Genomic DNA, 23,034 nt, shown 5'->3' with positions numbered 1-23,034 from the left:
TCGGTCGTTCAAGAATACGGCAAAACGATTTGCTTCGATTTAACCCCAGACCGGGCGCAAGCCGAACCGCAGGAGCGGACCGTTTCTTCAATACTTTTTTCACAGACACATCAACTTTGCCCCTAGCCCCTTGTCAGCCAGATGCCTTGCACATCAGGTGACCAGAGCGTCAGTGTGTCGATCATTGTGGCTAGGTTTTCTAAATTTTCCATAAAAATCAATTGTAAATAGAAACAGTCCCTGTGCGGAGGATTTGCGGGTTGCATAATTCACCCTTGCCGAGGTTGTGAGACCAAATCGAGCGGCTTCGCATCATGCGAATATTCCCGGCAAAGCCTTCATGCCAGTCCGCTCCAAATTTTCTCATATGTCATGCCACCCCGAGCAAGTACCTAGGAATACGTCACTATTTCCATCAAGCGTTGACGACGGACAAAAACGGTTTGCCCTGACCACGGCTTTCGGCCGGCGTTTCAACCGTCTGTGACGCATGGACCGATGCCTGTACCTGGCGCCGCGTATCGCCGACCTTCTGTTTGGCCGTTGAGCCGTCCTTGAGCATGTATCCGATGTACCGGGTGGATTCGATTGCGTCGAAACCAAGCTTTTTGCGCAGTTTTTTCCGGAGTTTGGAAATGTGGCTTTCCACCACACATTCGTCGACCCCGTCATTCATCACGCCGTAGACCGCGTTGAAAATCTGGGTCTTGGTCACCCGCCGGCCCTTGTTCTTGACGAGATACTCGAGTATCCGGCGCTCGCGGCGCGGCAATTCCATGACATCACCGCCAACGAGCGGATCACGGCCGTCGAAAAAGACCTCGATCGCCCCTGTTCCCGCCGAGTTGTTGCGCGAGGTGATCCGCCGCCGAAAAGCGCCGACACGGGCAATGATTTCCCGCACATGAACCGGCTTTTTCAGGACATCGTCCATGCCGGCGGAAAACAGTTCAAGCGTGCTTTCCAGGTTGCCCGTGTCTTCAAGCGCAACGATCTGCGCTTCCGGGCAACGCGAACGGATCGGAGCGACGTAGCCACAGCGTTCCGGGCATTCCCCCAAGAGGATCGCATCGACAGAACTCAGATCCTGCGCACAGGTGATTTCCAGCCAATCGAGCAATTCCGTTGGTTGCAGTTCCAGGGAGGCATAGCCTTCCCGTTCAAATGCCGAGGCATAGCCCGCGGTCACAATCTCTCGTGAATCTACTAAGATGAACATGTCAGCCCCTTGGATTTTTCCAATACACAATCCGTAGTTTTGACGGTTCATAAGGTCAATGTTTCTTCCCTGTTCCAGATACTATTTTGAAACTTAAGGTAGCGGTATTTCTTATATCCACATAGAAAACTAAATAAAAACTCACAGACATTGCGAATAGTTTGAGAGAAAAATTGATTAAAATGATTTTTACCGCTGTTTTCCGCGACCGTTAAGAGAATATTACATACCTATATACAAAGGAAGCCGCTTTAGAAAGCGGCCTTTTTAGATTTCTACTGTTGTTCAGTTCTTTTGACTAACCGTCGGCTGCGAGCGCTTGAGCAAGGTCGGCAAACGGATCTGACGGAACGATCTGGTCGGACCGCTGACGCAGAGCCTCGTAGATTTTCGGAACCAGCCGGCAGGCCTTTTCGAGCTTATCATCGCCGCCGGCCTGGAACCCGCCCATCAGGCGCAGGTCCTTGGTGTCCTCGAAATGGGAAATCAGCCCCTTGATGCGATGGATGAGGTCCTGCTGGTCGGGCGTCCAGGCCCGGTCCGCCAGGCGGGATGTGGACCTGAGTACATTGACCGGCGGGTAGCGGCCGGATTCGGCGATCTGCCGGTCGAGCACGATGTGTCCGTCCAGCAGGCCGCGGATTGCGTCCGACACGGGATCGTTGTGATCGTCGCCGTCGACCAGAACCGAGAAGATGCCGGTAATCGAACCCTCGCCGCTGCTGCCGGGGCCTGCCCGCTCGATCAGCCGCGCCAGGTCGGCAAAGACGCTCGGCGGATAGCCACGCGCCACCGGCGGTTCGCCCGCTGCCAGAGCGACATCGCGGGCCGCGTGGGCAAAGCGCGTTGCCGAATCCAGAATGAGCAGCACCTTGTGGCCCTGGCTCCTGAAATACTCCGCGACGCTCATCGCTGTCTTGGGCGCAAGCCGGCGCTGCATCGCGCTTTCGTCACCGGTGGAGGCGACGACGACCGAATTGGCCAGAGTTTCGCCAAGAATATCTTCGATGAATTCGCGCACCTCGCGGCCGCGCTCGCCGACAAGTCCAACCACGACCGTATCGAAATCGCCAAATCCGGCCAGCATCCCGAGCAAGGTCGACTTACCGACCCCCGAACCGGCAAAGATGCCGACGCGCTGGCCGACGCAGAGCGGCGTGAACAGATCGACCACACGAACCCCGGTCTTGACGCCCTCGGAGATCTTGTTGCGGTTCATGGCCGGAGGCGGTGCGCGGTCCAGCAGGAACGCCTCGACCCCGTGGCTGAGAGGGCCCGCGCCGTCAATCGGTTCGCCGAGCGCGTTGATGATCCTGCCCCGCCAGGTCATGTCCGGATGGATCGCCAGTCCACCCATGACGGACGCAACGCTGCCGATGCCGATATCGGTGACCCGTTCCAGCGGCTTGATGACGATGTCGGTCTGATCGAGCCGGATGATCTCGCCCTGGCGGATGCCTGACCGGCCCTCGAATTCAACCAGGTCGCCCAGACAGACGACCCGGGACAGGCCGGAGACCCGGATTGCCTCGGACGAGACCTGGGTCACACGGCCGCTCAATTTGACCGGACCGACTTCCGTGTCCAGCGCCGCAAGCGACGCCGAAATCTGGTCAAGTGCGTTCAGATGCGGTGCGTTCGGCATGGCGTTCCTGGAGAGCCTTCAAAACATCGAGCGGCAGACGGTTCGACTGATGGGTGGCGAGACGATCGAGACCGGCTGCGTTCGGGATCACCGCAGCCGTGTCATCCGGCGTTTTCTGAATGTTGACATAGGCGACGGACGAGGCGGCCGTGTCCGGATCCGCAGTTGCAGCCGGCGCTGTCGAAGCCTGAGTACCGTTCAACAGTCCGGCCAGGGGCGGTGTGTTCTGAAGCCCCTGCCCCGCTGCCGCAACAGACGTGCCCAACAGGGTCGCTTCCGGAGCCTGTTTCGGAAGCGGCGTCTCATCCGTCTCGGGCTTGCGTGGCGGTAGCGGCGGCGTCTCCGGCACGAAAGCTTCGACGGCGGGAGCGGTTTCGGCAACCTGGGACAACGCCAACTGTTGTGTCGCCTGCGGATCTGCCATCCGGTCACCGACCGCGTTGTAGGCCATCATTGCGCCAACGCCGACCGGGCCGCCAAGGGCAAAGCCGTAAAGCACATTGCCGGCCCTGCGGGCATCGTCGGAGATCTGGTCGTTGGTCACCGAGCGGTAGAGTTCGGCCACACCCGGGATATGCTGCAACGGATTGATTACATCGATGAAGTCGCCAAAGCTGAACCCGGCCTTTTGAGCCATCTTGGGCTCCGGACGCGCGGTTCTGACGTCCGGCTTGTCCAGCACGGCATTCAGGTCCATCGGCCGTCCGGCCGGTTGGATCAGGTCGACGGCGGTCATGAGGTTGCCCCCAATTCGCGGATCGCCTTTTCCTGGCTTTCATTGCTGTTGTCGATCATTTTGGTCGCACTTTCGAACGCCCGCGAGATCATGATCATCTTGGTCATTTCACGGACCGGATTGATGTTGGCGCCTTCGACATAGCCCTGGCGAACGCCGTTCCGATCGAAGATCTGGACCGGCGTGACCGGCTTGTCCGGGATGACGGCGGAGTTCTCCGCTCGGGTGAGTGCGGCGTCTTCGGGGATCAGGAACAGTCCGACCTGGCCGACCACGCCGACCTCACCCTGGCTGATCTCACCGGACTGGCTGATCAGCGGCGGCCCGGCTTCCGGATCGAGCGAGATCGGCTGCCCTCCGGCTCCAAGGATCTGCTGACCGGTCAGGGTGCGCAGGGTCCCGTCCAGGCCGATCTCAAGCCGTCCGTCCCGCGTATAGGACATCGTGCCGTTCTGGTCGCGGATCGCGAACCAGGCATCGCCCTCAATTGCAAGATCAAGCGGGTTGTCCGTCTTGTTGAGACCGCCAACCTGACGCGAAATATAGCGTTCGCCGCCGGTGGCGAAACTGACCTGATCCTGGCCGGCCTTAGAAATGAGCTCGGCGAACTTCACTTCGTCGGCCCGGTAGCCGGCCGTGTTCATGTTGGCAACGTTGCGCGCCACCGTTTCCAGCCGGTTGGACAGGGCGACCTGCGCCGACAGGGCGACGTAAAGAGCGGATTGCATGGATCAAAAGCCTCCGAGGCGCAATTTCTGGATACTGGCGAGGAGGCCCTCGCCCATCGGGATGACACCGTTCGAGTTGCCATAAAGGCTGAGCACCGGTGAATTCACAGCCACCGGTCCATTGGCGAGATCGTAAAGCGCGGAGAACCGGCTCAGGAATTTCGACAGGTAGTCGGCGTCGCCGAACATGTCGAAATCCAGATGCTCTTCCAGATAGGCTGCCTGCTTGTCGATGTCGGTCATGGCGAATTCCTGCGGCAGACCGAGCGAGGTGTAGACGGTTTCCGCAAGAGCCCGGTCGGCCAGGACGTCATAGGCGCTGGTGATGTCCGGTGCCCGGCGCTCGAAATAAAGCGCCAGGCGCACACCCTGGTTCTGCTCGCCCTCACGGACTTCCAGCGTCTGCCGGTGGAACTTGGCGACGATGCCGTCCTGGGTCCGGGAAAAGGACGTGGCCGTCTCGCCGTAGCGCTTGAAATTGAAGGTCTCCGCGAAGTCCTTGTATTTCGTGTCGGCAAGCTGGTTGGCAAAGGCGGTCCGGTCATCGGTACCTTCCTCCAGAACCTTGCGTATGAACGCCTTGGCGTAGGTCATGTCCTCAAGACCCATGGCGGTCATCGCATAGCTGAAGATCCGGTCGTCGGCGAGGAACTCATCGACCGACTTAATGTTGCGGATATTCTCCAGGTAATACTCGCTCTGGCGCTCGACCGTCGGATCCGCGGCCACCGTTTTCAGCGAGCGTTCCATGTTGGTTCTGACCAGCTGAACCTGCGTCAAGGTATTGATCATCGTTTCGGTTCCCGTTGCGCCCGGATCGCGGGCAGGCGTTTGAGGAACTGTTACTGCCAAAGCTTACGCCAGGCTGACGAATTGCTTTGTCAAATCCGGTTTTTGGCGAGTCAGCTTCAGACAAGTCTCAGCTTCTAGCGTCGTCCCGATCCGAGTTGACATCCACACCAGTCGGGAGCTGTTAGGTGACTATTTTAATCGGCCTGATCATAGCGGGCGCGTCCCTTATCGGCGGCTTTGCCGCGCTTGGAGGCAAGGTCTCCGTTCTCTGGCAACCGTGGGAACTCCTCATCATCCTGGGGGTTGCCGTCGGCGCCTTTGTTGTTGCCAATCCGATGAAGGTGATCAAAGGCACCGTCGTCGCGGTATCCGATGCCCTGCGCAACGCGGTTCCGAACAAGCGCGAATATCTGGATGTGCTGGCGCTTCTCTATGGGCTGATGCGCGAATTGCGGGCCAAGGGCCGAAACCAGGTCGAACCGCATATCGAGGACCCGAACACCTCGCCTATTTTCCAGAAATATCCGTCGGTTCTGCGTAATGCCAACCTGACCACGTTCATCTGCGACTATTTCCGGCTGATCATTGTGGGCAATGCCAGAGCGCATGAGATCGAGGCGCTGGTCGACGAAGAGCTGCACACCATCCACCGCGATCAGATGAAGCCGTTCCACGCCATGTCGAGCACGGCCGATGCCCTGCCCGCCATCGGCATCATCGCCGCCGTGCTCGGTGTCATCAAGGCCATGGGCGCCATCGACCAGTCACCGCAGCTACTCGGCAGCCTGATCGGCGCGGCGCTCGTGGGCACCTTTGTCGGCATCTTCTTCTCCTATTCGCTGTTCGGACCGCTCGCCTCGAAAATCCGCATGGTCCGGGAGAGCCGACTGCGCACCTACATCGTCGTCAAACAGACCCTTCTCGCCTTCATGAACGGTGCCGATCCGCAGATCGCTTTGGAGCACGGTCGCAAGACCATCTCCGACATCGACCGGCCGACCATCGATGAGGTCGAGAACGAAACCATGAGCGCGGGCGCCGCCGGCGCCGACAATGTCCAGGACCTGCAGGGAGCCGCCTAAGCCATGATTGAAGCAGCGACCGCAAGCTCCGGCACTTCCAGTTCCGAACGGGCAATGATCGCCGACCGCCTTCTGGACGCCGCCGGCATTTCCGTCGACCGCCTGCCGATGCTTCCGGTGGTGTTCGACCGCATGGCCCGGCTGATGGCCGACGCCATGCGCCAGAAGTCCCCCTCACCGTCCTATATTTCGGTGAGCTACGTTGAGAACAACCGCATCGGCGACGTGCTGGACGAGTTTGAATCCAACGCCCTTGTCGCCGTGCTCTATTCGCCCGAATGGGACGCCCGCGTTCTGGTCGGGTTCGACCGGGACTTCATCTTCACCCTGGTGGATGTGCTCTTCGGAGCCGACGGCACCGAGCCGCCCATCGACGACGAACGGTCCTTTTCGAACATCGAGACCCGTATCGCCCGCACCATGTTCGAAGTCGCCGCCAAGGCGCTGGCCGAGAGCTTTGCTCCAATTGCCGAAACCACCCTGAAGATCGAACGCATCGAGAGCCGCATGGATTTTGCGGTTGTCGGCCGGCGCAACAATCCGGCCGTGGTCGCCCGGCTGCTGCAACAGGCGATCGGACGCGGCGGCGAAGTCTTCGTGGTGATGCCGCATTCGACCCTCAATCCGCTGCGCCAGCGCCTTTCACAGGTGTTGTCCGGCGAGATGTCCAGCCGCGACAAGCAATGGACCCAGCACTTCCACAACGAAATCCAGCGCACCGAAGTCAAACTGGAAGCCATTCTGGAGGAACGCGAAATGTCGCTCGGCGACCTCACAAGCCTCAAGGTCGGTCAGGTGATCGAGCTTCAGGCAACGGCGCGCTCTCCGGTCACCCTCGCCTGCAACGACCAACCCGTCTTCACCTGCCAGCTCGGCCAGCTGAACGGCTCCTACACGCTGCAGATCGAGGAACTCATCCACGAGGAAGAAAAGGATCTGTTCGATGATCTCCGCAATCGTTGATGGCGTCCTGCTGGCCGCCCTTGTCGCGACCACGGTCCGGATGCTGACCATGCACCGCGAGCTGCGCCGGCTCGGCAGCTACCATGCGGATTACCAGCGCATCTTCGACCAGACCGCTCTGGCGCTGGACGGCATCGAAGTGTCGATCCAGGAAATCAACGTCAAGAGCGCCCAGTTGCTCAATGCGCTCGGCAGCCGCATGGACGATGCACGCGAGCTGATCGCGGAAATCGACGGTCTCACCCGTGAAGCCAAACGGCAGCAGTCTGTCCTGAAGGCAGAGCTGAAGGAACTGTCCAAGGCCACGACCCTCATGGGCGGACCGAAGCGCTACACGCCAGAGCGGGACGATCTCGACCTCTACGCGGCAGACAATATCGCTGAAACGCGTGTCAAGGCGGAGCCTGTTGAAACCGCCATGACCTCCACCGGGGGCCGCAAGCCGGCAACCATTCATCGCGGCCCGATCGTGGAACCGGCTCCGACGCGGGTCCACCGCATCGACAATTCGCTCGGCAGCCCGTTCCGCACCGTTTCCATGTCTCAGAAGGATACCCTCTAATGTCCGATACCATCATCGATCACATCGACGCTGAAAACGGCCCCAAGGCCAAGCCGGCCGACGCCACCAACTTCGCCAAGGTGGAAATGCCGGAGAAGGACCAGGCCGAGACCATCGGCGACGACCGCAATCTCGACACCATCCTGGGCATTCCGGTGAATATCCAGGTGGTGCTCGGCTCGGCGACCATGCTGGTCTCCAATCTCCTGAAGCTTGGCCGAGGCGCGGTCATTCCGCTCAATCACCGGGTCGGCGAGCCGATCGACATTGTCGTCAACGGCCGGGTGATAGCCCGCGGCGAAGTCGTGGTCGTGGAAGACGACAATTCCCGCTTCGGCGTTTCGCTGACGGAAATCATCAGCGCCCAGTCAGGCGCCCTGGAAATGTAAGGCGGGCTTTCCAAGCCCCCTTCCCGATTTGGCAGATCCTTTAAGGTATTGAGAGAATGACGAGCACCGCCAACGCCGCCGCCGCCGCGACCGCAATGGTCAAACCGCCGGCGCCGCCCGCCCGGCGCCTCAATGGCGTTCAACGTGTGGCGGCCCTGCTTTTATCCCTGGGCAGGACCAGTTCGCAGAAGCTGCTCCGGCATTTCGACCAGGAAGAAATCCGAATGATCACCGTGACCGCGGCACAGCTCGGCACGGTGGCCTCCACCGAACTCGACCGGTTGGCGGAAGAGTTTATCGAGCAGTTCTCCACCGGCACGACCCTTTACGGATCAGCCAACGAGGTGGAAAAGATGCTGGAGGGCGTGCTGCCGGACGACCAGCTGGCCGACATCATGTCGGACGTGCTCGGCAATTCGAACCGCTCGATCTGGGACCGGCTGACCACGGTTTCGGAGACCGTCTTTGCCAATTACCTCCTGAAGGAACATCCGCAGACCGCGGCGCTGATCCTGACCAAGATCAAACCCAGCGCGGCGGCCAAGGTGCTCGGCCAAATCAATGTCGAGACCCGCAATTCGCTGGTCCGGCGCATGCTTTCCATCAAGGCGGTGGTGCCGGAAATCATGCGCGATGTCGAAAAGACCATGCATGAGGATTTCATGCTCAATCTGTCCGGCACGCTGGAGGCCGACAGCCATGCCCGCATGGCCGACATCCTCAACAAGATGGACCGCGAGCACATGGAAGACGCGCTCGACAATCTCAACGAGGTCCGGCCGAAGACCGCGGAACTGCTCAAGGGCCTTTTGTTCACCTTCGACGACATCACCAATCTCAACGCCCGTACGCGCATGGCGATTTTCGATCAGATCCCGACGGACCGGATTGTCATGGCGCTGAAAGGCACCGACGCCACCTTCCGGGAGGTGATCCTGTCCTCGCTGACCTCGCGCGCGCGGCGCATCGCCGAACACGAGCTGGCTGCCGGCGAACCGGCAGCGCAGCGCGACGTGCTCGATGCCCGCAGCGCGATCACCAACCTGGCGCTGGAAATGGCCGGGCGCGGCGAGATCGAACTCAATCCGAAGCAGGACGAAGGGGCGTTTTTCGCCTGATCGACGCCTGGTGCGGCCGCGCGCTTTCGGGGCCGCATAAGCGGGAGGCCGGATGTCTGACGAAGACAAGGATTCAAAAACAGAGGAACCCACCGAGAAGAAGATCAGCGACGCGATTGAAAAGGGCAACACCCCGGTCTCGCGGGAAGCCCCCGTTCTGGCAACTTTTGTCGCAACGCTTCTGATCGGCAGTTTCGTGCTCACATCGGCCGCCCGTCAGCTGATCGAAAAGCTGACGCATCTTCTGGACCTATCGGGGGAAGTGGATCTTGGAAACAGCGCCGATGCCCTGCTGCTCACCCATGTGGTCTCCGTCGAGGTGCTCACCTTTCTGGCACCGATCGTCGCGCTGCTGGCGGCGGCCGGGCTCACTTCGGCATTTCTCCAGAACACGCCGAGCATCGTTTTGCACCGGATCAAGCCGGACTTTTCCAAGCTCTCGCTCATCAAGGGCTGGAACCGGATATTCGGCGCCCAGGGTCTTGTGGAATTCCTCAAGGCCGTTTTCAAGTTTTCCACGGTCAGCGCCATTGTCTATGGCCAGTTCCGGGCGAATGAAGCGGACCTGATCAACGCCATGTTCACCGACCCAAGCGCCCTGCCCGAAGCGATCCTGCAGATTTCCATGAAGCTGATCGCGGGCGTGTGCATCGTCACCATCTTGCTGGTCACCGTCGACATCCTGTGGTCGCGCGCCCTTTGGCGCAAGAACCTGCGCATGAGCAAGCAGGAGATCAAGGACGAGCACAAGCAGATGGAAGGCGACCCGATCGTCAAGGCGCGCCAGCGTTCTCTCGCCCGCGACCGTGCCCGCAATCGCATGATCGCCGCCGTGCCCCAGGCGACCCTGGTGGTGGCCAATCCGACCCATTTTGCCGTGGCGCTGCGATATGACGGGGATCAAAACCCCGCGCCAATTGTTGTAGCTAAGGGACAGGACTTGATTGCGCTGAAAATCCGCGAGATCGCGGAGGCCAATGATATTCCCGTGATCGAGGACCGGCAATTGGCCCGGTCCCTCTATGCTGCCACGGAGGTCGAAAGAATGATTCCGCCGGAATTCTACAGGGCAGTTGCGGAAATCATTTGCTACGTGTACTCACGCCAGTCCAATACTGCTGTATAATTTAATGTATTTGGAGGCTTGGGGAATGCACGATATGCCGGAAGGAAACGGCGGAAAGCCGTCACCCTTGGAACGCGACCGCCAGCGCCAGGAAGCGATCGCCACCGCACTCACCGAGTTCATCGAGGATCTGAAGCTGGTCGATGTGGTCGACTTTGTCGCCTATATCCGCACCGACCAGCACGGCAATATCGAGGAGCTGGTCAAGACCTCCGCCGAGCTCTTTTTCAAGGAAGGCTCGCTGCGCTATTCGATGGCCGCCCAAACGGACGTGGAATGGGAACGAACCCCAAAGATCTCCCTCGACCTGGAATTCTTCAACAAGGGCGTGTGGATCTATTTCACGATCGTGCTTGCGTGGCCCGACAACGCGGTCAACGTTTCCTATGTCGAAGTGCCGGACGCCGGCGGCGACAAGGCGAAGGAAACGGAGATGCTTCTGGAAGCACTGAAGGACGCGCGGTTGCGGTAGGAAAGCAACTTAAGCTGAGTACCCTAGTCGTCCGGTGCTCCCAGAACTGAGTCGGCATCATCGGTGAATGGCCAGCGATTTGAGTCCAGCCAACTTCTTTGCCTCACGATTTCAATATTTCCGTAACTGATGCCTGAGCCGGCGACCTTCAAAAACAAGTCAGGAACGAACAGAAAGCTCTGATTGTCTTGTTTGATTTTTCCGTCAGGATATCTGATCACACCTTCTCGACGGATTGTCACGGCTCTGTAACGGCAATCCGAAAGCAGGTAATCGTCTGCCTCCTCGATGAAGAAGGTTGCAGAAATTTCCCATTTTCGATTTGTGCGACCGGGGTCACTTCTGACGCTTGCGAATTCGTGTTTGGTGCCGACCTCAAATTTGAAAAGCTCGCTCAAATCAGTTTCTGGTTCCTCTAGTTGAACTACCTTGCCGCCTCTTATTGCCTTGTGTGTGAACAATCCTCCATAGCTGATGGTGACACCATGATCGGCAAATATCCCGTTCACATAGCTGTGCCCAATCAAAGGACCATCTAATCTTCGGTACCGAACAAGAAGCTCACTCTTGTTGTTGGCCGGGTGCGTTATAACTATCCCCCGATCAAGATCAGTTGCGTCTGGACAAGATCGAAAAATGCTGAATCCATATGAACTTGAAGAGACAAAGCAACATAGCAAAAAAATAGAGAATCTTTTCATTTGCTCCCCGCGCCTAAACGGACATATCCCAAATGCAATCTCTGGCTAGGGCGTGAATCTTCCGTTTACAATCACGCTCGACAGGAAACTGCAAATTTTACGGATCCAGCGCAGATGAAAAAAATCCCCATCCCGGACGATCCGACCCACATGGTCACCGCCATCGTCGCCTATGCCGGCATTGCCAAGCGGCTGCATGTGGAACTGGCCCGCCATGCCGGCACCGCGGTCGATCTCGACGCCATAAGGGACGATCTCTTCCGCGAGGCCAAGAAAGCGATCCCGCAGGGCGATTTCGCCAGGGACGAGATCGGCGTCTACAAGACCATCTTTCAGGCGATCGAGACGATTTTCGAGGCGGATGACTGAGCGTGGCCACCCGCCGGCCGGTCACACTTCGAGCAACGTAGACAATCGCTCCATCAATGCATGCAGCTCCTTGCCGGTGTGGCGCATGTCGCGCGCCTGTTCGCCGTCTCCCAGGTCGGAATAAATTAGCATTTCAACGGCCGTTTCCAAAAGCTGGATATCTTCGGAGGAGAGCTCGGCGCGCGCGTTGCCTGCCGAAAGCATGACCTTTTTAGGCGGCTCGGAAGAGCCTTCATTCTCCAACATCGGCAGTCGCTCCAACTGGTCGTTTCCCATACCGGCCAGCTCCGTTTCCAGCTCACCGAACGCTGAGACTATACCGAAAAACCCCGACCCAAAAAAACGGCGTCCAACCTGAGTTGGACGCCAATGGCCTGGGAGGCGGCAGGAGCAAGGTGTCAAATCAGCTGCGGGTCACGCTCAGTGCGTGATCACGTCGTCCTTGTCGAAATAGTTGAATTCCTCCACCAGGACATCATGCACGACCGATTGGCCGAGCCTGGCATTGGTGGTCCTCTTGAGGCGCGCGGTCAGCGCCTCCAGGTCGTAGCGTTCCAGACCGCGGAAATCCAGGGTCTCGTCGGAATAGAGAACCCGGAAGGCCTCGTCGACGAGGAACGGATGCGGCGGTACCGGCAACCGGCGCAGCGTGTCGCCATCGGCGGTGAACACCATCTTGATGACCACATAGCCCTGCAGGATGCCGTCCGACAGGATCGGTACGTTCACCGGTTTGACCGTCTCGTAATCGAGACCGACAAATGCCGGCTCCTCGTCGCCGACCCGCTTCTGGGCGGCAAGATACTGCGTCGTGCCGTAACCGGACAACAGCATGGTCGCCGACATCCACAAGCCCGCGGCAAGAACCTTGATCATCGCGCCCGCTCCGGAAACGGCGCCTGGTAGGTGCCGTCGCTGTCAAAGTCGATCATCGTCCGTGACATCAGCTGAACCACCTCTGAGACCGCGTTCATGTGCAGTTCCAGGAGACCGACATTCTCTTCCAGAACCGACTTGAATTCGGCAAGCTCCGCTTTCAGCTCGTCGGAGTAGGACGCCGGTGGCACCAGGGCACGGGCGCGCATCAGGTCGAGCAGTGCCTGGCTCTTGCCGTATTCGAATGCCTTCAGGTCCAGGGTCGGGTCGGCGCGCAGCGCGCGTGTCTCGTCGCGCACCGCCCTGATTGCATGGCCAACAGCCACCATCAGCGGGGTTGAGCGGACCGGATCCGGCCGGTGCGCCTGTACGACGATGCCGGAGGACGCGATGTCCTCACCAACCGGCATCATGGCATCTGTCTCCGGGTGTGCGATCTCCGGGCTGGCATCCATTATGCAGTCTCTCCCTGGTTGGGCTTCGCCTGGTTCAGGCTGTCTTCAATCATGTCGGCAATACCGACGCCGCCGCTCGCCGCCAACTGGGTGGCGACCTGCTCGGCCAGCATCGATTTCCAGATTTCGCCGGCCGAGCCCTTGCCGAACACCATTTCGGCATCGTCGGGCAGCATGGTCTCGACGAACTGGGTCAGGATCATTGCCTCGAACTCCTCGCCCGGCGATTTCGCCTTGCTGGCCGCTTCCGACCCGGCAGTGCGAAAACTGTTGCCTGCGGCAGTGGCTCGGTTCGTGGCGCCTTGAAAGGCCAGCGCAAATCCGTCGCCCGATCCTCCGGCCGAAATCGACCGAAGCCGGCCGGTCGCTTCCTTGAGCCCAACCGGATCGGCGGCCTTTGCGACATCCAGGATCAGGTCTGAGGGGGGCGAGATCGCCATACCGCGCTCCTTGTTGAAAATTCAGGTACAAACAGGACCCGGCGGGTGACAGGCAAGGCAAGTAATGGGCATTTGCCGGGCCCTGTTTGCGGGATCAGGTGTAGCGCGGCGAGCTTGCGGGAGGCTTGCGTCATTGAATCCCACTGCCTATCCTTGTCCTTCCCGCAACTTCCTCATTCCGGACAAGTGCAGCCAAAGCTGCACGCCGATCCGGAATCCAGCGTTTCAACGTGAGCGCAGCGAACACTTCCTTGAAAAATGCCGCGCTCACGCGCGAATGATGTCTGGGTTCCGGATAGACGCGGAGATTTCCTAAAGACCTCTAGCCGTAACGGCGCTCGAGAAACTCCAGAAGGTCGCGCTCCTCGTCGGCGCGCTGTTCCTCGCCGCGCATTTTCGCCAGACGTTCGGCCATGAGTTTCAGCATCAAACGCTGGCGGTCATATTCGGAATTGACCTTGGCGCGGGCTTCCGACAGGCGGGCCATGTCCTCGATGATCCGGCGCAGGCGTTCGGCCGCGTTGGCGATGAAACGGTCATGCTGGGCAAGATCGCCGTTGGAGAGCGCCAGCAGGATGCGCCGCTCCTTTTCGCTGAGCTGATAGACCTGCGCGTCGAGTTTCTGAAGAAGCCACGAGGAGAACAGAAAAATCTGCTTCTGCATGCGAAACAGGCGTTCGATATCCTGACTGTTGCGTGTCATGGATCTACCCTATTTGGAGCCATTGGAAATAGCCGTCGAGGAAGATCATGATGGCTTCCGCGATGACCAGGTAGAGGAAGTAGAGACCGCCCGCGATCACGAACGGCATGGAGATGAAATAGACCGGGATCGTCGGCGTCAGCTTGTTGATCAGGCCGATCGCGAAATTGACCACCACGGTGTAGACGATGAACGGGCTGCAGATCCTGAGCGCCAGCACAAAGGTGCGCCCCATCTGCTCGGCGAACTGCTCCAGGCCGGTCACGGCGGCAAGCGGCTGTCCTGGCGGGATCGCCTCATAGGAGGCCACGAGACCGCGCAGGATCTCCCAGTGCTGGTTGGTGATGAACACCATGGCTGTCGCCGTCACCGTGAACAGGCTGGCCACCGGCGGGATGGAATCCGAACCGTCAATCGGCATGCCCGGCATGTTGGAGAGGCCGATCGCCATGGAAACCAGAGTGGTCAGGGTTTCCAGAGCGGCCAGGAAGATCCGCCCCAGAAAGCCGATAAAGGCCCCGGTCAGGATCTCCGTGCCGATGAACCAGGCAACCGTGCCCAATTGCTCGTCGGGCAAAAGAGCCTGCACGCCCGGCGCCAGCAAAGGCGACAGAGCCAGCGACACGGACAGGGCCACGAACAAGCGCACGCGTGTCGGAATGCGGTTGGAACCGAAGCCCGGGATCACCATCAGACAGGATCCGACCCGACAGAACAGCAGGAACACCGCCAGGAGCAGCGACGAGCTGTAGCTGCTGAAGAACAGCCCGCCGGTGATCACGACACGGTTCCGAGAGCCGAGACGTCGACGCCGCGGGCAATTTCCAGATGCGACAGCACCTGCAGCGTCGGGAACATGCGTTCCACGATCATGCGCACGTAGGGACGGGCATCGGGCGCGGCGACAATGGCGAAGCGGCTGCCATCCTTCATGTGTTTCTTGACCGCATCGGACATCTGCGTGCCGAAGTCCTCGACCAGCTGCGGTTCGATGTCGAATTCGATCACGTCGCCCTTGCCGTCGCGTTTCAGCGCGTTGTGAAAGGCGAGATCCCAGCGGTTGCCGAGCCGCAGAACCTTGAGCGGCCCGCCTTCGGCAAGATCCCCGCAGATCTGCTGGGCAATGCGCATGCGCACATGTTCGACCACCTGCTCGGACCGGCGCACATGCGGCACGATCTCGGCGACCGCTTCCAGGATCAGGTTGAGGTTGCGGATCGACACCCGTTCGGCCAGCAGCAGCTTCAGCACCGCCTGGAGACCCGAGAAGGAGGTGTGCGCCGGACAGATGTCGTCGAGCAGCTTCTGGTACTCCGTGTCCAGCCGGTCGAACAGCTTGCGCATGTCCTTGTAGGAAAGAAGTTGCGGCAGGTTGTTGCGGATCACCTCGCTCAAGTGGGTCAGGATCACGGTGATGTTCTCCGCCGGCATCAGGCCGCGGCGCTTGATCTCGTCCTTGTAGGCCTGCGGCACCCAATAAGCGGTCATGCCGAAGGCGGGTTCGCGCGTCTCGTCGGCCGGCACCGGCAGCGGCGCATCGCTGTTCGGGATCACCAGCAGTTCACCGACCTTGATCTGTTGCGAGGTGATGATCGTGCCGTGGATCTTGATCTGGTAGCTCTTCGGATCGAGCGTCAGGCTGTCGGTGACCCGGATATCGGGCACCACAAAACCGTATTGCTCGGCGAATTTACGGCGCATCTTGGCGACCCGGCGCGACAGTTCCCCGGTCTTGGTCATCAGGTCGGCGGAGAGCTGCTTGCCGAGCACCAGCTCGACCTCGGCCGATTTCAGGGTCTCCCTGACAGAGTCCTTTTCCTCCAGCTTGGCCTGTTCGTCGGCCGCGCGTTGCTTTTCCTCAGCCACCTTCCGCTGCGCCGCCAGACGTCTTGGAATGGTGTAGCCGATGAAGCCCATCAGGCCGGCGAGCAGCAGGAAGGGCAGCATCGGCAGGCCCGGCATCAGGGCAAAGATCCCCATGAGCACCGCCGCCACGAACAGCGCGCGCGGATAATTGCCGAGCTGGCCGAGCACGGCCTTGTCGGTCGACCCCCTGGTACCGCCCTTGGAGACCAGAAGACCGGCGGCCAGCGACACGATCAGCGCGGGGATCTGGGAGACCAGGCCGTCGCCGACGGAGAGCTTGGTGAAGACGTCGGAGGCGCTGGCAATCGTCATGTCGTAGCGGGTGACACCAATGACGATGCCGCCGAGAATGTTGACCGCGGTGATGATCAGACCGGCGATGGCATCGCCGCGCACGAATTTCGAGGCCCCGTCCATGGCCCCGAAAAAGGAGCTTTCCTCTTCAAGCTCCTTGCGCCGGTGCTGGGCTTCCTTTTCGTCGATGAGGCCGGCGGAAAGATCCGCGTCGATCGCCATCTGCTTGCCGGGAATGGCATCCAGGGTGAACCGGGCGCCGACTTCCGCGATACGGGTCGCGCCCTTGGTGATCACCAGGAAGTTCACGGTCACCAGAATGGCAAAGACGATCAGGCCAATGACGAAGTCGCCGCTCATCACGAATTGCGAAAAGCCATTGATGACATAACCGGCGGCATTCAACCCCTCATGGCCATTGGCCAGGATCACGCGTGTGGTTGCGATGTTCAAGGACAGGCGCAGCATGGTCGCGATCAGCAGGATCGTCGGGAAGGACGAGAAATCCAGCGGTTTCTGGATCCACAGCGCGACCATCAGGATCAGCACGGACAGCGCGATCGACATGGCAAGGCCAATATCGATCAGGAAGGTCGGGATCGGCAGGAACAGCACCGCCAGAATGACAACGATGCCGAGCGCGAAAGCAACGTCCCGGCGGCTGTCGGGCGCGCCGTCGGCCACAGGCGAAAGGGAAGTGTCAGTCATGCCGTTCCTCTGCTGGATCTCATCTGAGAGGCAACCTCGCCCCTGAAGCTTGTGCGAGGCTTTTTGTGAGACGGAAAATCAGGGAAGACTGTGTGACTGCACACCAGCAACAACGGGTGTCACCCCGGACAAGCGCAGCGCAGATCCGGGGCCAACTCGCAAATCAGCTTGCTGAAACCAAGGTGTCTTTTCAGGAAGGCATCCGCAAAGAATCGCGTCTCTGGTAACGAGTGGGCCCCAGGTCTCGCGTTGCTCGCCCGGGGTGACACCGAGGTTTTCGGTAGTTCCGTCACAAAAACCCAGAAAACAACGCTAAAACCCCGTTTCGATGCGGCTGTAGATCAGGGAAGTGAGCGCATAGATCTGGCCGCCGATGAAGGGTCCGGCGACCACGATCATCACCAGGATGGCGACGATCTTGGGAATGAAGGTCAGGGTGATTTCCTGGACCTGGGTCAGGGCCTGCATCAGCGCAATGCCGATGCCGACGATCATGGCGGGTACAATCGCGGGGGCGGAACCGACCAGGATCGTCCAGATGGCGGACCTGACCAGGTCCAGGGCGTCAACTTCATTCATGCGGCTCGGGTCCCTCAGGAGATGGTAACGCCAGGCCCAAGCAGGATGCCCGCGCCATTGTCGAGGGCAAGAACGGTGCCGTCCGAATAGACCTCGACGCGTTCGACCACGCCGGTGGTGCCGTTCGGATCCGTGACCGTGCGTCCGATCAGGTCATCAACCTGGCCGAAGGACAGGTTGGTCAACAGCGTCTCCAGCTTGGCATTGGTCTGAATAGACTGCTCAACTTGGCTGAAGCTTGCGAGCTGAGACAACTGCTCGGAAGCGTCCATCGGATTGGTTGGATCTTGGTTCTGCATCTGCGCCATCATCAGCTGCAGAAAGGTGTCGTAATCGACCGTCAGCTGCTTCTGCGCCGAGGCGGCGCCGCCGGCGCCCTGGGTGGCGCTTACGCCTTCTACTGCAGTCATTGTCTTTCTCCTTAAACCGCGGCCAGTTGCAGGCCGCCCTGGAACCGACTTGCCGAAGCCGTCCGCGTTGCCGGGCGTTGCGGCTTGCCGCCCTGCCCGCTCTGACTTTTTTCCGCGACCATCAGGTTCGCCTCGATCGGATAAAGCGCGCGGACCACCTTCATCGCCTCGAACCAGCGCTCCGATTTCGCGAGCTCCTCAACCTCATCGAGGCGGACCAGGATTTCCCGGGTCGAAAAGGCCGATTTCACAGAGCCGAGAACAAGGTGGAACATATCCTGCACGGCGCTCGCGGAGGCCGGATCCATGATCATCGTCTGCAGGATGAAATAGAGCTGGCGCAACGGTGTTGTCGCTTCTTCCGGCTGCAGAACATGGGCTTCGAGCAGAAACACGGCATCGTTCATGAGCTCGATGTTGGTTTTCTTGTCGGCCCGGATCACCGCGCCGTTGATGAACAGGCGCTCGCCCGCTTTCAGTCCGATTTTCATGAGTTACCCGTCCAGGCTGTCGCGGATGATGGAATTGATCTGGATGATGTCGGCAAAGTCCTCCTGCTCCCACTGGCGCAGAGCTTCGACCTCTTTCAGGACCCAGATCCCGACCGAGATCAGGTTGGCCCTGGTTTCGATGGGCAGCTCGTTGGCGTCGTCCGCCAGGTGTTCCAGGAAGTAGCTCCACAGCCGTCTCGTGTAGAACAGGGCGTCGACCGCCTGGGGCGACTTGACCCCCGCTTCCGCGGCGACATTCAGCTTGTCGATCACGATCGACATGGCCTCGTGTTCATTGAGCCGCTGGTCGGAGCAGAGATCATCCATAACCTCGGCATAGGACAGATTGTACATGGGCCCTCTCAAGCTTGATTTTGATGCGAAAAGTCAGACACTTGGTCTGGATCAGAGGTAGTTCAGGATGCTGAGGCCCTGCATGCGGGCGGTCACCGCGTAGCTGGTTTCCAGCTGGGTCAGCGCGGTGTTCAGCCGCACGGAGGTTTCCTCCAGATTGACGTTTTCGAGATCGTTGACGCGCCGGTTGAGAATGTCCGTCTGAACCGTCAGGCGTTCACTCGCGAGCTTGACCTGTTCCTGGACATTGCCGAGCTTGCCCATCTGACTGGTGACGCCGGCGATGCCGGAGCCGACCTTCTCGATCGCCTTGTTGACCACCACTTTCCAGGTTTCTACGTCGAGGTCCTCGTTGCCGAGATCCGACATCATGGTGTAAGCGGCCGCTAGATCGCGGAAGGCCTGCTCATTTGCGCTGACCGAACTCGACACCCTTTCGCTGGCCGAGATACGGCTTACCATCACACTGCTGGAGGCGGTCGACCAGGTCGTGCCCCAGGCGGGATCCTGGAACATGGTGTCAAACGCACCGGTCAGATAGGTGTCCATGGCTGCCGGCGTGATAGCAGACACTGCCGGATTGGACTGGGTGATGCCGAATTCCGTCAGGAAAGCAGCATCGGCGGCGATCTTGTTGGTCGATGCCGGATCCGCGTAGTCGGCAAACGGTTCCTGGTCGGAGTTGATGCCGGCAAAGACGAAGTTGCCGTTCAGCTGGGTGTTGAGCCGCGAGGTCAGCAGTTCCAGATTGCCGACCGCATCCGCCTTGACGATATCCGCACTGCCACCGTTTTCGCGCAGGGCCACCAGGGTCGCCAGGAAGTCCTGCGCATCGGTCAGAACATCGTCCATGGCCGCCTGGCTGACATCTAGGCGCGACGCCGCCAGGGCATTGGTGTCGATGATGCCGTTGAGGAAATGGAATTCCGCGCGCACCGACACCGCCTCGCCGGTCTTGGTGCCGAGATCCAGACCGACATCGTATTTGCGGCCCGAGGACAGTTCCACACTCAGCCGTTGCACAAGGCTCGACTGGCTCTGGATTTGCCGGCGCGAGGCGTCCGACAGCGAAAGTGTCGAGATATAGGTGGTTTTCATGGCTGGTTACCTCGCTGCCGCCAGAAGGTCTTCAAGCATGGCGTCGACCGCGGAGATCAGGCGTGTCGCCGCTGAATAGGACCGTTCGATTTCAAGAAGCAGCGTCATTTCCTCATCGATATTGACGCCGGTCTTGTTGTTGAGGTTCTCCGCGGTGCGGCCGAGAATGACGCTCTGGACCTCGACATTACTGGTCATGGTCTTGCGGCCGCTCTCCAGCCAGCTGACCGAGGACGCCGCGAAACCGCTCAGGGAATCCGTCGGATCGAGTTCCACGCCGCCGTCAAAGACCGTGTCCTTGTCGAAAGCCGAGACCAGCTCCTGCAGGCGGTCGGAAAAGGCCGCTGCCCCGGACGGGTTGTAGTCGTAGTTCGGATCGAAAGGATCGGAGATGCCGCCATCGCGCAGCCGGTCGAGGCTGCCGCCCTGATCCGGGTCCGCATTGGCATTGACCGCGATTTCTGCCGCCAAACCCGGCACAAGGGTTGCGGCTGCCGGCATGGCCGGGCCACCGGACCAGGTGAACAGGCCGGCCTGATCCGGATTGCCGCCGCCGCTTTGATCGCTTTCGGCAAAGGCCTCGATCAGGCCCCGGGCGACTTCGTCCAGCTGGCTCTGATAGGTAACAGTGACCTCGTCGCGCAGCTCGGCAAGTCCGTGCAGCCGTCCTGACTTGATTTCCATGATGGCGCCGGGTCCGGCGACGGGAACTCCGTCGACCGTTACCGTGTTGCCTGTTGTGGTCGCGTCATAGACCACGGTCGGTTGGAAGCTGACCTCCCGGGCCGTTGTCTCGAACAGGGTCACGCCGCTGTCCGTATAGACCACCATGTCGCCATGGCTGCGGGTCAGCGTCGTGATGCCGATTTCCTCGGAAAGGTTCAGGAGCACCTGGTCGCGGCTGTCGAGCGCATCGGTCACGTCCGCGCCGGACTGATTGCCCTTCACGATCACCGCGTTGAGATCTTCCAGCTGCGACAGCAGCGTATTGATCTCGCGCACGGAGGTCGCCATGTCCGCATCCGCGTTGGCGCGCACATCCTGAACCAGCGCGGTGCCCGACTGAAGTGTCCGCACCATGTCCTTGGAAGCCTGCAGAACGTCCTGCGACTGGATGGTGTTGTTCGGATCCGAAGCAAAGTTCTGCAGGGACAATTTCAATGCCCCGAGCCTTGCGGCCGCCGACATCTGGTCCTGTGTGTCGCCCGTGGTCTCCGCCATGCGGGTCAATCCCGCCAGCACGGCTTCCTGGGACGTCCCGGTCGAGGTCGACTGCAACAGCGAATAGTAAAGCGCGCTGTCGGTGACCCGGCCGATGCCATCCACCTTGAGACCGCCGGCCTGGCCGCCGTCAGTATAGGTCTGGCTCAAGAGAACGGATTTTCGTGAATAACCGGGATCCTGGGCGCCGGATATGTTCCGGGAAATCACCGCGGATTCCGTCTGCCTGGCCGCGAGCGCGGACTGGGCGACTTTAAGGGCTACGGACAAACTCATGATGAAAACTTTCCAGTTGGCGGAGTTGCCCTGTTAGCGGACCAGGTTGACGAGCTGTTCGAGCAGGTCGGAACCGGCCTTGAACACCTGCGAATTTGCGGTGTAGGTGCGCTGGGATTCGATCATCGAGGTCAGTTCGGTGCCGAGATCGACGTTGGAGTCTTCCAGGCCGCCGACCTTGATCTTGCCCATGCCGCCCTCGCCCGCGAAGCCGACCCGGACATCGCCTGAATCGAAGGACGGGCTATAGACGTTGCCGGATTGCGGCGTCAGCCGGTCGGGGCTCGGCACGTTGGCGATCGGGATCTGGTAGATCGCCCGACGGTCGCCGTTGGTGTAGATGGCGTAGAGCGTGCCGTCGTCGTCGAACTCGACATTCTTGACCGAGCTCGGCGCGTTGCCATCGGCGTCCACATTGGTCACCGTGAAGTCGGCGTTCAGATAGGTCGACTGGTCGAGATCGATGTCGAAGGTGCCGCCGTTGGGAACCGCCACGTTGATGGTGGTCGGGCTGGCACCTGTGAGGTTGCCGTTGGTGACGTCGAAGGTCAGGGTCTGGGTGTTCAGCGCGGGCGCTGTATACGGGAATCCGCCGCCTGGCGCCGCGTCCGCGGCGTTGTAAATCGCGACTTCCCAGTCGGAATCGACCGCCGTTTCGGTGACCTTGGAATAGTAGACGTCCAGCTTCACTTCGTTGCCGAGATTGTCGTAGACGATCATGGAAGTCTTGTGGGAGTAAGTTGCGGTGGCCGCGTTGGCGGACGGCAGATCGACCGCCGGCACAATGGCGGCGTCTTCGCTGACATTCACACGCAGAAAAGCTTCGCTTGTCGGCGTCGCTTCCAGCTGGTTCTGGGTGATGTTGATCCTTTCCAGACCGCCCAGGCCGTTGGCCACCGTGGTCGGCGCCGTGTTGCCGGTGATCGGATAGCCCTGCAGGTAGTAGCCGGCCGTGTTCAGGAGATAGCCGTCACCGTCCGGCACGAAATGGCCTGACCGGGTCAGGAAGCTTTCGCCAGATTCGTTGCCGACCACGAAAAAGCCGTTGCCGTCGACGGCAAGGTCGAGCTTCGACGTTGTGAAGCTGATGTTGCCCTGTTTCGAGACCTGATACTGGGTATGGGCCTCGACGCCACCGGAGTTGAAGGAACCGGCGCCTTGCGAGACCACGAGGGAAGAGAATTCCGACTGCGCACGCTTATAGCCGGTCGTGCTCGAGTTCATGATGTTTTCGGCAACGGTCCCGAGCTTGCTCGATTGCGCATTCATGCCAGATACGCCGCTGCGCATCACTCCAAAAAGGCCCATGACAGGTCTCCTGTGTCCAGATCAACTGACCACAGTCAAACCGCGCTAACTTG

28 protein-coding genes are annotated in these 23,034 nt (G+C 60.1%); 8 read left to right on the top strand and 20 right to left on the bottom strand.

Translation table 11 applies throughout. The annotated features are described in order from the left end of the window. Positions 1–415: 415 nt before the first annotated feature. The 5 genes from M0H32_RS04000 to M0H32_RS03980 form a co-directional block, all read right to left on the bottom strand. The gene (locus M0H32_RS04000; RefSeq protein WP_248150959.1) at positions 416–1,219 is read right to left on the bottom strand and encodes a response regulator transcription factor; all 804 of its coding nucleotides are present in this window, start codon (positions 1,217–1,219) and stop codon (positions 416–418) included. A gap of 298 nt (positions 1,220–1,517) precedes the next feature. Beyond that, positions 1,518–2,864, bottom strand: a complete 1,347-nt coding sequence (locus M0H32_RS03995; RefSeq protein WP_248150957.1) for a FliI/YscN family ATPase — start codon at positions 2,862–2,864, stop codon at positions 1,518–1,520. Next, a complete protein-coding gene (locus M0H32_RS03990) occupies positions 2,833–3,600 on the bottom strand; it encodes a hypothetical protein (RefSeq protein WP_248150955.1) in 768 nt (255 codons plus the stop codon). The genes M0H32_RS03995 and M0H32_RS03990 overlap by 32 nt, the downstream gene beginning before the upstream one ends. After that, positions 3,597–4,328, bottom strand: coding sequence for a flagellar basal-body rod protein FlgF (gene flgF / locus M0H32_RS03985; RefSeq protein ID WP_248150947.1), 732 nt, complete (start codon positions 4,326–4,328; stop codon positions 3,597–3,599). Before flgF ends, M0H32_RS03990 begins: the two co-directional genes overlap by 4 nt. 3 nt (positions 4,329–4,331) lie before the next feature. Further along, positions 4,332–5,120, bottom strand: a complete 789-nt coding sequence (locus tag M0H32_RS03980) for a DUF1217 domain-containing protein (protein WP_248150944.1) — start codon at positions 5,118–5,120, stop codon at positions 4,332–4,334. A gap of 185 nt (positions 5,121–5,305) precedes the next feature. Between M0H32_RS03980 and motA the strand changes: the two genes are divergently transcribed. From motA to M0H32_RS03945, 7 genes are all read left to right on the top strand, one after another. After that, positions 5,306–6,202: a flagellar motor stator protein MotA gene (gene motA, locus M0H32_RS03975; protein ID WP_248150940.1), complete on the top strand. Its 897-nt coding sequence runs from the start codon at positions 5,306–5,308 to the stop codon at positions 6,200–6,202. Positions 6,203–6,205: 3 nt separating this feature from the next. Further along, positions 6,206–7,165, top strand: a complete 960-nt coding sequence (locus tag M0H32_RS03970; RefSeq protein ID WP_248150937.1) for a flagellar motor switch protein FliM — start codon at positions 6,206–6,208, stop codon at positions 7,163–7,165. Continuing rightward, a complete protein-coding gene (locus tag M0H32_RS03965) occupies positions 7,146–7,727 on the top strand; it encodes a hypothetical protein (RefSeq protein WP_248150934.1) in 582 nt (193 codons plus the stop codon). Before M0H32_RS03970 ends, M0H32_RS03965 begins: the two co-directional genes overlap by 20 nt. 86 nt (positions 7,728–7,813) lie before the next feature. Further along, the gene (fliN, locus tag M0H32_RS03960) at positions 7,814–8,116 is read left to right on the top strand and encodes a flagellar motor switch protein FliN (protein ID WP_248151753.1); all 303 of its coding nucleotides are present in this window, start codon (positions 7,814–7,816) and stop codon (positions 8,114–8,116) included. A 56-nt stretch (positions 8,117–8,172) separates the two neighbouring features. Further along, positions 8,173–9,234 carry a flagellar motor switch protein FliG gene (locus tag M0H32_RS03955; RefSeq protein WP_248150931.1) on the top strand — a complete coding sequence of 354 codons (1,062 nt, stop codon included), beginning with the start codon at positions 8,173–8,175 and terminating at the stop codon, positions 9,232–9,234. Between the two features lie 52 nt (positions 9,235–9,286). Further along, entirely contained in the window at positions 9,287–10,360 is a 1,074-nt protein-coding gene (flhB, locus tag M0H32_RS03950) for a flagellar biosynthesis protein FlhB (RefSeq protein ID WP_248150928.1), read from the top strand. Between the two features lie 25 nt (positions 10,361–10,385). Beyond that, the gene (locus M0H32_RS03945) at positions 10,386–10,832 is read left to right on the top strand and encodes a hypothetical protein (protein WP_248150926.1); all 447 of its coding nucleotides are present in this window, start codon (positions 10,386–10,388) and stop codon (positions 10,830–10,832) included. A 23-nt stretch (positions 10,833–10,855) separates the two neighbouring features. Here M0H32_RS03945 and M0H32_RS03940 read toward each other — a convergent pair whose 3' ends face one another. After that, positions 10,856–11,359 (bottom strand): hypothetical protein, encoded by a 504-nt coding sequence (locus tag M0H32_RS03940; RefSeq protein ID WP_248150924.1) that lies wholly within the window; start codon positions 11,357–11,359, stop codon positions 10,856–10,858. Between the two features lie 288 nt (positions 11,360–11,647). On the opposite strand from M0H32_RS03940, the gene M0H32_RS03935 reads away from it, so the two are divergent. Then, positions 11,648–11,902, top strand: a complete 255-nt coding sequence (locus M0H32_RS03935; protein WP_248150921.1) for a hypothetical protein — start codon at positions 11,648–11,650, stop codon at positions 11,900–11,902. A gap of 21 nt (positions 11,903–11,923) precedes the next feature. On the opposite strand, the gene M0H32_RS03930 is transcribed toward M0H32_RS03935, so the two are convergent. The 14 genes from M0H32_RS03930 to M0H32_RS03865 all read right to left on the bottom strand — a co-directional run bounded on the left by M0H32_RS03930 (position 11,924) and on the right by M0H32_RS03865 (position 22,981). Further along, positions 11,924–12,178: a hypothetical protein gene (locus M0H32_RS03930; protein ID WP_248150918.1), complete on the bottom strand. Its 255-nt coding sequence runs from the start codon at positions 12,176–12,178 to the stop codon at positions 11,924–11,926. Between the two features lie 144 nt (positions 12,179–12,322). Further along, complete coding sequence (locus M0H32_RS03925; protein ID WP_248150916.1) at positions 12,323–12,778, bottom strand: hypothetical protein; 456 nt, start codon at positions 12,776–12,778, stop codon at positions 12,323–12,325. Next, positions 12,775–13,233, bottom strand: coding sequence for a hypothetical protein (locus tag M0H32_RS03920; RefSeq protein ID WP_248150914.1), 459 nt, complete (start codon positions 13,231–13,233; stop codon positions 12,775–12,777). The genes M0H32_RS03925 and M0H32_RS03920 overlap by 4 nt, the downstream gene beginning before the upstream one ends. After that, on the bottom strand, positions 13,233–13,673 hold the full coding sequence (locus tag M0H32_RS03915; RefSeq protein WP_248150912.1) for a rod-binding protein: 441 nt from the start codon (positions 13,671–13,673) through the stop codon (positions 13,233–13,235). The genes M0H32_RS03920 and M0H32_RS03915 overlap by 1 nt, the downstream gene beginning before the upstream one ends. A gap of 322 nt (positions 13,674–13,995) precedes the next feature. After that, positions 13,996–14,376, bottom strand: coding sequence for a flagellar biosynthesis protein R (locus M0H32_RS03910; protein WP_248150910.1), 381 nt, complete (start codon positions 14,374–14,376; stop codon positions 13,996–13,998). 4 nt (positions 14,377–14,380) lie between these two features. Next, complete coding sequence (fliR, locus tag M0H32_RS03905; protein ID WP_248150907.1) at positions 14,381–15,157, bottom strand: flagellar biosynthesis protein FliR; 777 nt, start codon at positions 15,155–15,157, stop codon at positions 14,381–14,383. Beyond that, positions 15,154–17,244, bottom strand: coding sequence for a flagellar biosynthesis protein FlhA (flhA, locus tag M0H32_RS03900; protein ID WP_248150904.1), 2,091 nt, complete (start codon positions 17,242–17,244; stop codon positions 15,154–15,156). Before flhA ends, fliR begins: the two co-directional genes overlap by 4 nt. 312 nt (positions 17,245–17,556) lie before the next feature. After that, the gene (gene fliQ, locus M0H32_RS03895; RefSeq protein ID WP_248150902.1) at positions 17,557–17,823 is read right to left on the bottom strand and encodes a flagellar biosynthesis protein FliQ; all 267 of its coding nucleotides are present in this window, start codon (positions 17,821–17,823) and stop codon (positions 17,557–17,559) included. A gap of 14 nt (positions 17,824–17,837) precedes the next feature. Next, positions 17,838–18,233, bottom strand: a complete 396-nt coding sequence (gene flgD / locus M0H32_RS03890) for a flagellar hook assembly protein FlgD (protein WP_248150900.1) — start codon at positions 18,231–18,233, stop codon at positions 17,838–17,840. Positions 18,234–18,244: 11 nt separating this feature from the next. Continuing rightward, positions 18,245–18,724 (bottom strand): flagellar biosynthesis repressor FlbT, encoded by a 480-nt coding sequence (gene flbT / locus M0H32_RS03885; protein WP_248150899.1) that lies wholly within the window; start codon positions 18,722–18,724, stop codon positions 18,245–18,247. Between the two features lie 3 nt (positions 18,725–18,727). After that, the gene (gene flaF, locus M0H32_RS03880; RefSeq protein WP_248150898.1) at positions 18,728–19,078 is read right to left on the bottom strand and encodes a flagellar biosynthesis regulator FlaF; all 351 of its coding nucleotides are present in this window, start codon (positions 19,076–19,078) and stop codon (positions 18,728–18,730) included. A gap of 51 nt (positions 19,079–19,129) precedes the next feature. Next, positions 19,130–20,176 (bottom strand): flagellar hook-associated family protein, encoded by a 1,047-nt coding sequence (locus M0H32_RS03875; RefSeq protein WP_248150897.1) that lies wholly within the window; start codon positions 20,174–20,176, stop codon positions 19,130–19,132. Positions 20,177–20,182: 6 nt separating this feature from the next. Beyond that, a complete protein-coding gene (flgK, locus tag M0H32_RS03870) occupies positions 20,183–21,673 on the bottom strand; it encodes a flagellar hook-associated protein FlgK (protein WP_248150896.1) in 1,491 nt (496 codons plus the stop codon). A gap of 33 nt (positions 21,674–21,706) precedes the next feature. Then, the gene (locus tag M0H32_RS03865; protein ID WP_248150895.1) at positions 21,707–22,981 is read right to left on the bottom strand and encodes a flagellar hook protein FlgE; all 1,275 of its coding nucleotides are present in this window, start codon (positions 22,979–22,981) and stop codon (positions 21,707–21,709) included. Positions 22,982–23,034: the final 53 nt, after the last annotated feature.

The sequence above is a fragment of the Roseibium sediminicola genome (assembly GCF_023156505.1).
GTDB lineage: Bacteria > Pseudomonadota > Alphaproteobacteria > Rhizobiales > Stappiaceae > Roseibium > Roseibium sediminicola.
Note: the sequence above shows the minus strand (reverse complement) of the source record. Positions and strands in the feature narration are given on the sequence as shown.

Excerpts from the sequence above, each read along its gene's own strand:
- fliQ (WP_248150902.1), bottom strand. The coding sequence starts at position 17,823 with ATGAATGAAGTTGACGCCCTGGACCTGGTCAGGTCCGCCATCTGGACG.
- flgK (WP_248150896.1), bottom strand. The coding sequence starts at position 21,673 with ATGAGTTTGTCCGTAGCCCTTAAAGTCGCCCAGTCCGCGCTCGCGGCC.
- flbT (WP_248150899.1), bottom strand. The coding sequence starts at position 18,724 with ATGAAAATCGGACTGAAAGCGGGCGAGCGCCTGTTCATCAACGGCGCG.
- M0H32_RS03915 (WP_248150912.1), bottom strand. The coding sequence starts at position 13,673 with ATGGCGATCTCGCCCCCCTCAGACCTGATCCTGGATGTCGCAAAGGCC.
- M0H32_RS03990 (WP_248150955.1), bottom strand. The coding sequence starts at position 3,600 with ATGACCGCCGTCGACCTGATCCAACCGGCCGGACGGCCGATGGACCTG.
- M0H32_RS03930 (WP_248150918.1), bottom strand. The coding sequence starts at position 12,178 with ATGGGAAACGACCAGTTGGAGCGACTGCCGATGTTGGAGAATGAAGGC.
- M0H32_RS04000 (WP_248150959.1), bottom strand. The coding sequence starts at position 1,219 with ATGTTCATCTTAGTAGATTCACGAGAGATTGTGACCGCGGGCTATGCC.
- M0H32_RS03925 (WP_248150916.1), bottom strand. The coding sequence starts at position 12,778 with ATGATCAAGGTTCTTGCCGCGGGCTTGTGGATGTCGGCGACCATGCTG.
- M0H32_RS03945 (WP_248150926.1), top strand. The coding sequence starts at position 10,386 with ATGCACGATATGCCGGAAGGAAACGGCGGAAAGCCGTCACCCTTGGAA.
- M0H32_RS03910 (WP_248150910.1), bottom strand. The coding sequence starts at position 14,376 with ATGACACGCAACAGTCAGGATATCGAACGCCTGTTTCGCATGCAGAAG.
- flhB (WP_248150928.1), top strand. The coding sequence starts at position 9,287 with ATGTCTGACGAAGACAAGGATTCAAAAACAGAGGAACCCACCGAGAAG.
- fliN (WP_248151753.1), top strand. The coding sequence starts at position 7,814 with ATGCCGGAGAAGGACCAGGCCGAGACCATCGGCGACGACCGCAATCTC.
- flgF (WP_248150947.1), bottom strand. The coding sequence starts at position 4,328 with ATGCAATCCGCTCTTTACGTCGCCCTGTCGGCGCAGGTCGCCCTGTCC.
- M0H32_RS03920 (WP_248150914.1), bottom strand. The coding sequence starts at position 13,233 with ATGGATGCCAGCCCGGAGATCGCACACCCGGAGACAGATGCCATGATG.
- M0H32_RS03955 (WP_248150931.1), top strand. The coding sequence starts at position 8,173 with ATGACGAGCACCGCCAACGCCGCCGCCGCCGCGACCGCAATGGTCAAA.
- flgD (WP_248150900.1), bottom strand. The coding sequence starts at position 18,233 with ATGACTGCAGTAGAAGGCGTAAGCGCCACCCAGGGCGCCGGCGGCGCC.
- M0H32_RS03995 (WP_248150957.1), bottom strand. The coding sequence starts at position 2,864 with ATGCCGAACGCACCGCATCTGAACGCACTTGACCAGATTTCGGCGTCG.
- M0H32_RS03865 (WP_248150895.1), bottom strand. The coding sequence starts at position 22,981 with ATGGGCCTTTTTGGAGTGATGCGCAGCGGCGTATCTGGCATGAATGCG.
- M0H32_RS03965 (WP_248150934.1), top strand. The coding sequence starts at position 7,146 with ATGATCTCCGCAATCGTTGATGGCGTCCTGCTGGCCGCCCTTGTCGCG.
- M0H32_RS03875 (WP_248150897.1), bottom strand. The coding sequence starts at position 20,176 with ATGAAAACCACCTATATCTCGACACTTTCGCTGTCGGACGCCTCGCGC.
- M0H32_RS03970 (WP_248150937.1), top strand. The coding sequence starts at position 6,206 with ATGATTGAAGCAGCGACCGCAAGCTCCGGCACTTCCAGTTCCGAACGG.
- flhA (WP_248150904.1), bottom strand. The coding sequence starts at position 17,244 with ATGACTGACACTTCCCTTTCGCCTGTGGCCGACGGCGCGCCCGACAGC.
- flaF (WP_248150898.1), bottom strand. The coding sequence starts at position 19,078 with ATGTACAATCTGTCCTATGCCGAGGTTATGGATGATCTCTGCTCCGAC.
- M0H32_RS03980 (WP_248150944.1), bottom strand. The coding sequence starts at position 5,120 with ATGATCAATACCTTGACGCAGGTTCAGCTGGTCAGAACCAACATGGAA.
- M0H32_RS03935 (WP_248150921.1), top strand. The coding sequence starts at position 11,648 with ATGAAAAAAATCCCCATCCCGGACGATCCGACCCACATGGTCACCGCC.